Annotated in this window: 12 protein-coding genes; 7 read left to right on the top strand and 5 right to left on the bottom strand. The window is 67.3% G+C overall.

All coding sequences use genetic code 11. The features are described 5' to 3' along the window. Positions 1-450, bottom strand: a 450-nt coding sequence (locus tag A5707_RS10445; RefSeq protein WP_331713137.1) for an ArsA-related P-loop ATPase, incomplete at its 3' end; no start/stop codon positions are given. Positions 451-497: 47 nt separating this feature from the next. On the opposite strand from A5707_RS10445, the gene A5707_RS23785 reads away from it, so the two are divergent. From A5707_RS23785 to A5707_RS10435, 3 genes are read left to right on the top strand one after another with little or no spacing between them, the layout of a single operon-like run. Further along, on the top strand, positions 498-659 hold the full coding sequence (locus A5707_RS23785) for a DUF4177 domain-containing protein (RefSeq protein ID WP_099539648.1): 162 nt from the start codon (positions 498-500) through the stop codon (positions 657-659). Next, positions 656-1,111 carry a RidA family protein gene (locus tag A5707_RS10440; protein WP_065014416.1) on the top strand — a complete coding sequence of 152 codons (456 nt, stop codon included), beginning with the start codon at positions 656-658 and terminating at the stop codon, positions 1,109-1,111. The genes A5707_RS23785 and A5707_RS10440 overlap by 4 nt, the downstream gene beginning before the upstream one ends. After that, on the top strand, positions 1,071-1,889 hold the full coding sequence (locus A5707_RS10435; protein ID WP_065014415.1) for an MBL fold metallo-hydrolase: 819 nt from the start codon (positions 1,071-1,073) through the stop codon (positions 1,887-1,889). The genes A5707_RS10440 and A5707_RS10435 overlap by 41 nt, the downstream gene beginning before the upstream one ends. Before the next feature lie 79 nt (positions 1,890-1,968). On the opposite strand, the gene crp is transcribed toward A5707_RS10435, so the two are convergent. Further along, a complete protein-coding gene (crp, locus tag A5707_RS10430) occupies positions 1,969-2,643 on the bottom strand; it encodes a cAMP-activated global transcriptional regulator CRP (RefSeq protein WP_036362963.1) in 675 nt (224 codons plus the stop codon). 125 nt (positions 2,644-2,768) lie between these two features. Next, positions 2,769-3,071, bottom strand: a complete 303-nt coding sequence (locus A5707_RS10425) for a hypothetical protein (RefSeq protein ID WP_419866412.1) — start codon at positions 3,069-3,071, stop codon at positions 2,769-2,771. A gap of 221 nt (positions 3,072-3,292) precedes the next feature. Between A5707_RS10425 and nth the strand changes: the two genes are divergently transcribed. The 4 genes from nth to marP all read left to right on the top strand — a co-directional run bounded on the left by nth (position 3,293) and on the right by marP (position 6,667). Beyond that, positions 3,293-3,973 (top strand): endonuclease III, encoded by a 681-nt coding sequence (gene nth, locus A5707_RS10420; RefSeq protein ID WP_065014413.1) that lies wholly within the window; start codon positions 3,293-3,295, stop codon positions 3,971-3,973. 23 nt (positions 3,974-3,996) lie between these two features. Then, complete coding sequence (locus A5707_RS10415; protein WP_065014412.1) at positions 3,997-4,635, top strand: TlpA family protein disulfide reductase; 639 nt, start codon at positions 3,997-3,999, stop codon at positions 4,633-4,635. A gap of 83 nt (positions 4,636-4,718) precedes the next feature. Next, positions 4,719-5,477, top strand: coding sequence for an NUDIX hydrolase (locus tag A5707_RS10410; RefSeq protein ID WP_065014411.1), 759 nt, complete (start codon positions 4,719-4,721; stop codon positions 5,475-5,477). Beyond that, positions 5,477-6,667 carry an acid resistance serine protease MarP gene (gene marP / locus A5707_RS10405; protein ID WP_156657760.1) on the top strand — a complete coding sequence of 397 codons (1,191 nt, stop codon included), beginning with the start codon at positions 5,477-5,479 and terminating at the stop codon, positions 6,665-6,667. Before A5707_RS10410 ends, marP begins: the two co-directional genes overlap by 1 nt. On the opposite strand, the gene A5707_RS10400 is transcribed toward marP, so the two are convergent. Further along, a complete protein-coding gene (locus tag A5707_RS10400; protein WP_065014409.1) occupies positions 6,660-7,625 on the bottom strand; it encodes an alpha/beta fold hydrolase in 966 nt (321 codons plus the stop codon). The genes marP and A5707_RS10400 overlap by 8 nt on opposite strands. After that, positions 7,626-8,165: a phage holin family protein gene (locus tag A5707_RS10395; protein WP_065014408.1), complete on the bottom strand. Its 540-nt coding sequence runs from the start codon at positions 8,163-8,165 to the stop codon at positions 7,626-7,628. Between the last annotated feature and the right edge of the window lie 109 nt (positions 8,166-8,274).

The following is an 8,274-nucleotide window of genomic DNA, read 5'->3' as shown; positions in this document are numbered from 1 at the left end:
GACCGGCAAGATCAAAGAGTCGGTGATCCGGATGAACAAGGGCACCAAGAACCCGGTGTATGACGCGATCGTCGTCGCGAACTCGACGGCGCCGATGCGGCGCATGGCCCGTCCGGCGATCCCGAGGTTGTAGAACATGTCCAGGTATTCCAGGAATGCGGCCTCGATGTCTATCGCCAGCGCATTGACCTGACCGCCATGCTCGGCGGTCGCGATCTTGAGTTCCTTGTAGGGCAGCGGAGGAACGTCGAACAGTTGCGCAATCCCTTGCCGCCCTTCGACTTCGACAAGCAGCACCTTGCGCCCGCCAGACGCCAAAGTCAGCGCGAGCGCGGCGGCAATCGTCGACTTGCCGGTGCCCCCCTTGCCGGTCACGAAATGCAGCCGGGCCTTCTCCAGGCGCGAGGGCCAGCCGATGGAACTCCCGCCGCTCGGTGTGGTCGCCACCAAAGCATGCTAACCAACAGGCGTTGTCACCCGACCGATAAGCTCAGGCTATGACCCAACCGACCGCCTGGGAGTACGCGACCGTCCCGCTGCTGACGCACGCCACCAAACAGATCCTGGACCAGTGGGGCGCCGACGGCTGGGAGTTGGTGTCGGTGCTGCCCGGACCGACCGGTGAGCAACACGTCGCATACCTGAAACGCCCGAAGTGAGCGCCTCGGCCCGGCTCGGACAACTGGGTATCGAGCTGCCCGAAGTAGTGAAGCCGCTGGCCTCCTATGTACCGGCGGTGCGTACCGGCAACCTGGTCTACACCTCGGGCCAGCTGCCCATGCAGGCCGGCAAGCTGACGCAGACCGGCAAGGTCGGCGTCGACGTCAGCCCCGAGGACGGCAAGGAGCTGGCGCGGATCTGCGCACTCAACGCGCTGGCCGCGGTGGATGCCCTGGTGGGCATCGACTCGGTGACCCAGGTCGTCAAGGTGGTCGGGTTCGTCGCCTCTGCGCCTGGGTTCAACGGCCAACCCGGTGTCGTCAACGGTGCGTCGGATCTGCTTGGCGAGGTGTTCGAGGACCGCGGCGCGCATGCCCGGTCGGCGGTCGGTGTTTCCGAGCTGCCGTTGAATGCGCCAGTGGAAGTCGAGTTGGTGGTGCAGGTCGGGTAGCGACTTGTTGGCCCACCCCGCATACGGACAATTGCGGCCGGTCACCGACACGGCGTCGGTGCTGTTGGCCGACAACCCCGGCAAGATGACGCTGGAGGGCACCAACACTTGGGTGCTGCGCGGCCCGCGCAGCGACGAGTTGGTGGTCGTCGATCCGGGACCCGATGACGACGAGCACATCGACCGGGTCGCGGGGCTCGGCCGGATTGCGCTGGTCCTGATCAGCCACCGGCACGGCGACCACACCGACGGCATCGACAAGTTGGTCGAGGCAACCGGAGCGACGGTGCGCTCAGTCGGCAGCGGATTCCTGCGCGGCCTCGGCGGTCACCTGGTTGACGGCGAGGTGATCGACGCTGCGGGCGTGACGATCAAGGTCATGGCAACGCCGGGGCACACCGCCGACTCGGTGTCGTTTGTCCTCGAGGACGCGGTGCTCACCGCGGACACGGTGCTGGGCCGCGGTACCACCGTCATCGACAAGGAAGACGGCAACCTGGCCGACTACCTCGACTCGCTGCGGCGGCTACAAGGCCTGGGCGCCCGCACCGTGCTGCCCGGCCACGGGCCGGATCTGCCTGACCTGGCGGCAGTCGCCGAGGAATATCTCGCCCACCGAGAAGAGCGCTTGGAACAGATCCGGGCGGCGCTGCAAGTGCTCGGCGACGACGCCACGCTGCGTCAGGTCGTCGAACACGTCTACGTCGACGTCGACCAGGAACTCTGGGACGTCGCCGAGTGGTCGGTACAGGCGCAGCTGGACTATCTGCGTCGTTAGCGACTTGTCGCGAGGCAGAAGCTACGGTCGTGGTTTTGGGCCCAACCACAGCCCTGGCTTCTGCTTCGCGGAGGCGGAACTACCGTGCGCGCCGGGCCAATCGCTCCGAGTCGGAGATCAACACGCTCTTGCCCTCCAGGCGAATCCAGCCCCGGTGGGCGAAATCGGCGAGCGCCTTGTTCACCGTTTCGCGTGACGCGCCGACCAGCTGAGCGATTTCCTCCTGGGTCAGGTCGTGGGTGACACGCATCGCGCCACCTTCCTGGGTGCCGAACCGCTGAGCGAGCTGCAGCAGCTGCTTGGCGACCCGGCCCGGCACGTCGGTGAAGATGAGGTCGGCGAGGTTGTTGTTGGTGCGGCGCAACCGGCGGGCCAGTACCCGCAGCAGCTGCTCGGCGATTTCAGGACGATCGGCGATCCAGGCCCGCAGCGCGTCGCGGTCCATCGACACCGCCCGCACCTCGGTGATCGTCGTCGCGCTGGAGGTCCGTGGCCCCGGGTCGAAGATCGAAAGCTCGCCGAACATGTCGGACGGGCCCATGATGGTCAGCAGGTTCTCCCTGCCGTCGGGGGACCGGCGGCCGATCTTGACCTTCCCGGCAACGATGATGTACAGCCGGTCGCCCGGCTCTCCTTCCGCGAAAACGGTGTGTCCGCGGGGGAAATCGACGGGCTGCAATTGCTTGGTCAGCGCTGCGACGGCGCTGGGCTCAACCCCCTGGAAGATTCCGGCCCTCGCCAGGATCTCGTCCACGTTGCCCCTTAGCTGTTTGAATTTCGTGTTACGCGCGAGCGCCCGACTCGCACCCTGGCGCTGTACCAACTTATGCGGTTAGTGACATGAGTCTAGAGGCCAGCCGTTAACTCGACGTGCCAACGCTACACACGATTGGCATGTCGGGGCGGCTCAAATTGCCGATTCGCCCGGGAATGCCGATGGCGGCCGGGGTTTGCGGACGGGCCGACGGCATAGTCGGCGCCGCTGTACCCGCGGCCCGGATCGTCGACGCGCTCACCACGCCGGCGGTGCAGGCCGTCGAGCGCCTCGGGCATGCCTTCGCGGGCCAGCGTGCCCATGTCGGCGGCGTCAGCCTGCTCGAGAAACTCCGCGACGTCGCGGGCGGTGAGCGTGTCGTCGACCAAACCCGATTCCAGGCGTTGCAAGCCGAACGTCGCTAACATCAGCAACCCCGGGATGAAGGCCACTAGCAACCACGACACAAGGAGCAAGTAAACACGGCAAAGGTCTCATCGGGATCACGAATTGACTGGATATTCCCCCAAGTACTCTGTCGGACGTGACAGTGGGCAAGCCCGCACGCGGCACTGCGGCGGCCTCCGCCGCCCCGGACCGGCGGTGGGCGGCGGAGACTCGCTTGGGTTTGGTTCGACGCGCGCGCCGGATGAATCGCAAGCTGGCCCAAGCTTTTCCACATGTCTATTGCGAGCTGGACTTCACGACGCCGCTGGAACTGACGGTAGCGACCATCCTCTCGGCGCAGAGCACCGACAAACGGGTCAACCTGACCACGCCGGCGTTGTTCGCCCGGTACCAGACTGCGCTTGACTACGCCCGCGCTGATCGCACCGAACTCGAGGAGCTGATCCGCCCCACCGGCTTCTACCGCAACAAGACGGCATCGTTGATCGGTCTGGGGCAGGCGCTGGTCGAGCGGTTCGCCGGCGAGGTGCCGGCCACCATGGCCGAGCTGGTCACGCTGCCCGGGGTGGGGCGCAAAACCGCCAACGTCATCCTCGGCAATGCCTTCGATATCCCTGGGATCACCGTCGACACACACTTCAAACGGCTGGTCGGGCGGTGGCGGTGGACTGCTGAGGAAGACCCGGTGAAGATCGAGCACGCTGTCGGCGAACTGATCGAGCGCGACGAATGGACGCTGCTCAGCCACCGGGTGATCTTCCACGGCCGCCGGGTGTGCCACGCCCGCAAACCGGCCTGCGGTGTATGCGTGCTGGCCAAGGACTGTCCGTCGTTCGGGACCGGTCCGACCGACCCGCTAATCGCGGCGCCGCTGGTGCAGGGACCGGAAACCGAGCATCTGCTGGCCTTGGCCGGGTTATAGGCCCGTCACATCACAAAGCCGTCATGACCGCCCGGACCCGCTGGACCGTCGCGATCCTCGTGGTGGTCGCGGCGCTGCTGGCCGCGTTGGTCGCCGAACTGCGCGACTACCGCGATAGCTCGCCGGCCCCGTCGACGAGCGGCCCGAGTCGCGAACACCGCGACGCCGACACCCCCGCGGCACTGGCCGGACCGCGGCAACGCGCCGACCTGCCCCCGTGTCCGCCCGCCGGTGACAACGCCGGACCGCCGGCGCTGCGCGATGTCACCGTGGAATGCGCGGCCGACGGCTCGGCCGTCGATGTCGGCCGCGCGCTGGCCGGCCGCCGGGTGGTGCTGAACCTGTGGGCGTATTGGTGCGAGCCGTGTAAGGCCGAGCTGCCCGCGATGGCCGAATATCAGCGCCGGGTCGGGTCGGCGGTAACGGTGATAACCGTGCACCAGGACGAGAACGAAACGGCGGCCTTGCTGCGGCTGGCGGAGTTGGGTGTGCGGTTGCCGACTCTGCAGGACGGCCGACGGCGGATCGCGGCCGCGTTGCGGGTGCCGAATGTGATGCCCGCGACGGTGGTGCTGGCCGCGGACGGTAGCGTTGCCCAGAGCTTGCCGCGGGCTTTCGCCACCGCCGACGAAATCGCGGCTGCGGTCGGAGATCATGCATGATGAGCCAGGCTGGCGCCGTGACGCGGGGGTCCCCCCGCTGGCGGGGCCGAGCCGGGCAATTGGACCACACCAGGGAGGCGCCGGTGAGCGCTGCGGTTCCGCTCACACCCGAGCTCGGGCCGCCGTGGCTGCGCCCACTGGTCGACAATGTCGGTGAGGTGCCGGAGGCCTTCCGGCGCCGGCTGCCCGCCGATGTCCTTGCGCTGGTCACCGCCGCGAAGGCGACGGCGGCGTTGCGCGGTGACGGGCGCGAAGCCGCGGTGCTGGTGCTGTTCTCGGGCCCGGAATCCGGTCCGGCCGACAGGTTTCCCGACGAAGCCGACCTGTTGGTCACTGTGCGGGCCTCGACATTGCGGCACCACGCGGGCCAGGCCGCGTTTCCCGGCGGCGCGGCCGATCCCGGAGACGACGGGCCGGTGGCCACCGCCCTGCGAGAAGCTCACGAAGAAACCGGAATCGACGTCGGCCGGCTGCGTCCACTGGCGACCCTGGAGCGAACGTTCATCGCGCCGTCGGGTTTTCATGTCGTCCCGGTACTGGCGTATTCCCCCGACCCCGGCCCGGTGGCAGTGGTCGACGAGGCCGAAACCGCAATCGTCGCGCGAGTCCCGCTGCGCGCTTTCGTCAATCCGGAAAACCGGCTGATGGTGTACCGCAGCGCGCTGCAGCGGCGCTTCGCCGGCCCGGCATTCTTGTTGAACGAAATGCTGGTGTGGGGTTTCACTGGTCAGGTGATCTCGGCGATGCTGGATGTCGCCGGCTGGGCGCAGCCGTGGGACACCAGTGATGTCCGCGAACTCGACGAGGCGATGGCCCTGGTCGGCGATGAGGGTGGTGCATGATGACCCCGTCACAGTGGATCGACATCGCGGTGCTGGCAATCGCCTTCGTCGCGGCCATCTCCGGTTGGCGCTCAGGCGCTTTGGGCTCACTGCTGTCGTTTGTCGGAGTGCTGCTCGGCGCGGTCGCCGGAGTGCTGCTGGCCCCGCACATCGTCAGCTACATCATGGCTCCGCGCGCCAAGTTGTTCGCTGCGCTGTTTTTGATCCTCGGACTGGTGGTCATCGGCGAGGTCGCCGGTGTCGTGCTGGGCCGGGCGGTGCGCGGGGCGATCCGCAGCCGCATCATCCGCTTCTTCGACTCGATGATCGGCGTGGCGGTGCAACTGGTTGTGGTGCTCATCGCGGCCTGGCTGCTGGCCACTCCGCTGACATCGTCGTCGGGACAGCCCAATCTCGCTGCTGCGGTGCGTGGTTCACGGGTGTTGGCTGAAGTCAACCAGGTTGCACCGCCCTGGCTGCAGACGGTGCCCAAGCGGCTGTCGTCGCTGCTGGACACCTCCGGTCTTCCGCAAGTACTTGGGCCGTTCGGCCGCACCCCGGTTGTCGCGGTCCCGACGCCCGATGCGGGGCTGGCCGGCAACCCGGTGGTGGCTGCCACCGAGCCCAGTGTGGTCAAGATCCGGGCCATCGCGCCCAGCTGTCAGAAAGTGTTGGAGGGCAGCGGATTCGTGCTGTCGCCGGATCGGGTGATGACCAACGCCCACGTGGTGGCCGGCGCGAACAACGTCACAGTGGAGGTCAGCGGAAACCCGTACGACGCGACCGTGGTCTCCTACGACCCCACCATCGACGTCGCTATTTTGGCGGTCCCGAATCTGCCGCCGGGCCCGCTGGCCTTCGCCAGCGCCCCGGCCAAGGGTGGCACCGACGCCTTGGTTCTGGGCTACCCCGGTGGCGGCGGCTTTGTGGCGACCCCGGCCCGGATCCGCGAGATCATCGAGTTGTCTGGCCCCGACATCTACCGCGACGCCACCGTCAATCGTGAGGTGTACACCGTCAGAGCCACTGTGGAGCAAGGTAATTCGGGTGGGCCACTCATCGACATGAACGGCAAGGTGCTCGGGGTCGTGTTCGGTGCCGCAGTCGACGACAACGACACCGGATTCGTGCTGACCGCCAAAGAGGTGAGCAGTCAGCTCGCCCAGATCGGCGACACCGCCCCGGTGGCCACCGGCGCCTGCGTCAGCTGAGCCCGTTGCGATACACCTGCTCCAAAAACCCCGCCAGGTGACCGTTGACTTCCTGCGGCGCCTCTTCATGGCTGAAATGCCCTGCGCCGGAGACCGTTACGTAACGGCCGTGGGGAGCGTAACGCCGCGTTCGCTCGACCGGATCGGCTAACACGTAGGGGTCGGCGCCGCCGCGGATGTGCAGTAGCGGAACGTTTGTGCCCCTGCTCATCGACCTCATGAACCGCCGGCCTTCGTCACGGAGCTGGCTGCGTACCGCCCAGCGCTGATACTCCAGGGCGGAGTGCGCCGCCGACGGGATCTGGATCGCCTGCCGCAAGTGGCCGATGGTTTCGGAAAAGTCTTCGGATGCAACCCATTTGGCGCTGGCACGGCTGTGCACCAAGTGTTCGATCTCGGCGGCGCCGTGCCGGGTCAGCGATCGCTCAGGCCACATCGGCACCTGGTAACGCAGCAGCGACGGCAGCAGCGCCCGAGCCTGCTCCTTGCAGGTCAGCGCTGATGCACGCAGCGCGGCGGGGTGGGGCGAGCTGATCACCGCGATCGCGCGCACCAGCCGGGAGTGCAGCACCGACGTGGCCCAGCACACCAGTCCGCCGTCGGCGTGGCCGACCAGGGTGGCCGACGAATGCCCGAGCGCGCGGATCAACCCGGCGGTGTCGCCGGCAAGCGTCCAACCGTCGTAGCCCCGGGGCGGTTTGTCGCTGCCGCCGTAGCCGCGCAGATCCACCGCGACCGCGCGCACGCCGGTCAAGCCGCGCAGCTGATGACGCCAGGACAACCAGAACGAGCCGAAGCCGTGCAACATGATGACCAGCGGCCGCGCCGTCTGCGGTGTGGCCGCATCTCGGTCAGCCGGGACTGCCTCGACGACGTGGAAGCGGATCCCGTTGGCGTGTACGTCCAGATGGCGCCATGGCCCGTCGATGCGGGTGACCGACGGATCCGGTGCTGCCATTTACCAGCCTGAGGGGTCGGCAGGGGTGCCGCCCGGCGTGAGCTGCCCCGTCGCGCCGTCGGCTTTGTCGTGACCCGGGGTGAACGCGGCGCGGGTCTCCTTGACCGATTCGATGGTCTGCTGCGGTCCGCGGATGCGGCGGACCTTCAAATAACCAAGCAGTGCCAGCAGGGCGGTGAAGACGACCATGACGCCGAACACGATCAGGAACGCAACCCAGCGCCATAGCCAGGTATCGAGCAGTTCGGCGACGAAGAAGAAGAAAAAGAACGTCGAGTAGAACAGCACCACCAGCGCGGAGATGAAGAAGACGCTGCCGGTCAGGCCCTTCTTGACGTCGCGGGTGATCTCCGCGCGGGCCAGTTCGACTTCGGCGCGGACCAGCGTCGACATCTGCGCGGTGGCGTCTTTGACCAGCTCGCCGATCGACGGTTCGACGGGCAGCGCATGCGGGTCGGTCAACGGAATCGTGGTGAGGGTATTGGGCACCCCGTCCTTGCCACCGTTACCACCGGCCTTCTTGCGGTCTGGCTTGCTCACGGACGGTCCCTCCCGGTTGGCTGTTGTCGCGGTTCATGTTGCCATGTGGTCCGGTGCCAGACGAGCGCAACCGAGATGGTCAGGGCAGGACAGCCGCTGCACCGGCCCG

Origin of the sequence: Mycobacterium kyorinense (assembly GCF_001672775.1) — a bacterium.
Classification (GTDB): Bacteria; Actinomycetota; Actinomycetes; order Mycobacteriales; family Mycobacteriaceae; genus Mycobacterium; species Mycobacterium kyorinense_A.
This window is presented reverse-complemented; position numbering and strand designations above follow the sequence as displayed.

Excerpts from the sequence above, each read along its gene's own strand:
- A5707_RS10415 (WP_065014412.1), top strand. The coding sequence starts at position 3,997 with ATGACCGCCCGGACCCGCTGGACCGTCGCGATCCTCGTGGTGGTCGCG.
- nth (WP_065014413.1), top strand. The coding sequence starts at position 3,293 with ATGAATCGCAAGCTGGCCCAAGCTTTTCCACATGTCTATTGCGAGCTG.
- marP (WP_156657760.1), top strand. The coding sequence starts at position 5,477 with ATGACCCCGTCACAGTGGATCGACATCGCGGTGCTGGCAATCGCCTTC.
- A5707_RS10435 (WP_065014415.1), top strand. The coding sequence starts at position 1,071 with ATGCGCCAGTGGAAGTCGAGTTGGTGGTGCAGGTCGGGTAGCGACTTG.
- A5707_RS23785 (WP_099539648.1), top strand. The coding sequence starts at position 498 with ATGACCCAACCGACCGCCTGGGAGTACGCGACCGTCCCGCTGCTGACG.
- A5707_RS10400 (WP_065014409.1), bottom strand. The coding sequence starts at position 7,625 with ATGGCAGCACCGGATCCGTCGGTCACCCGCATCGACGGGCCATGGCGC.
- A5707_RS10425 (WP_419866412.1), bottom strand. The coding sequence starts at position 3,071 with ATGTTAGCGACGTTCGGCTTGCAACGCCTGGAATCGGGTTTGGTCGAC.